General features: G+C 72.6%; 2 protein-coding genes. One reads left to right on the forward strand and one right to left on the reverse strand.

All coding sequences use genetic code 11. From position 1 onward, the window contains the following. Positions 1-783: citrate/2-methylcitrate synthase (locus DMC18_RS11315; protein ID WP_110132941.1), on the reverse strand; the 783-nt coding region annotated here is incomplete at its 3' end. A 74-nt stretch (positions 784-857) separates the two neighbouring features. Between DMC18_RS11315 and DMC18_RS11320 the strand changes: the two genes are divergently transcribed. Further along, positions 858-1009 (forward strand): helix-turn-helix domain-containing protein (locus DMC18_RS11320; protein WP_146218050.1); only part of this gene is annotated, 152 nt, incomplete at its 3' end.

Genomic DNA, 1009 nt, shown 5'->3' on the forward strand with positions numbered 1-1009 from the left:
CTTCAGGGCGTCGGCGCGGGGATCGCGGACGCGATAGATGCGGTGGCCGAACCCCATCAGCCGCGCGCCGGCGTTCAGCGCGCCTTCCAGCCAGGCGCCGGCGTTGTCGGTCGTTCCGATGGCGTCGAGCATGTCGATCACCGGCCCCGGCGCGCCGCCGTGCAGCGGGCCTTTCAGGGTCGAGAGCCCGGCCAGCACCGCCGAGCCCAGGCCCGCCCGCGTCGAGGCCGCCACCCGGGCGGCGAAGGTCGAGGCGTTGAGGCCGTGGTCGCAGACCGTGACCAGATAGGCGTCCAGCGCCCGGGCCTCGCCTTCGGTGGCGGGCGTTCCCCGGATCATCCGCAGGAAGTCGGCCGCGTGGGGCAGGGCGGGATCGGGGGCGACCGGATCCTTTCCGCTCTGGCGACGCAGGACGGCGGCGGTGAAGACGGCGGGGGCGGCGGCCAGGGCCAGGGCGTCGTGCAGGGTCTCGCCGTCGGACAGGCGGGCCAGCAGGGCGCGCATGGCGTCGTAGGGATCGCGGGCGGCCAGGGCCTCGTCCAGCGCGGCGACCTCGGCGAAGGCCCGCACCCGGGCCGCGCCCAGGGCCGGGGCCAGATCGGTCGGCAGGTCGTCGAAGAAGCCGTCGAACAGCAGGTGGGCGGCGTCCTCGAAGCGGGCGCGGTCGGCCAGGTCTTCTACCGCCCAGCCGCGGATCGTCAGGCGGCCGGCTTGGCCGTCGACGTCGGAAAGCACGGTGGCGGCGGCGATCACGCCTTCGAGGCCGGCGGAAACTTGGACCATGGGAGGTCTCCTTTCGCCTCCGATCATCGTCTTGACCGCTTGATCGTCAATCTTGATCAATATAATCAATGTCCATGGCGGACGATTGGCTCGATGCGGACCAGGCGATGGCGCGGCTCGGCGTGCGGGCCCAGACGCTCTACGCCTATGTCAGCCGGGGCCGGATCGAGGCCCACGCCCATCCCGAGGATCCGCGCCGCAGCCTCTATCGCGCCTCCGACGTGGC

Origin of the sequence: Caulobacter sp. D5 (genome assembly GCF_003185805.1) — a bacterium.
Lineage (GTDB): Bacteria > Pseudomonadota > Alphaproteobacteria > Caulobacterales > Caulobacteraceae > Caulobacter.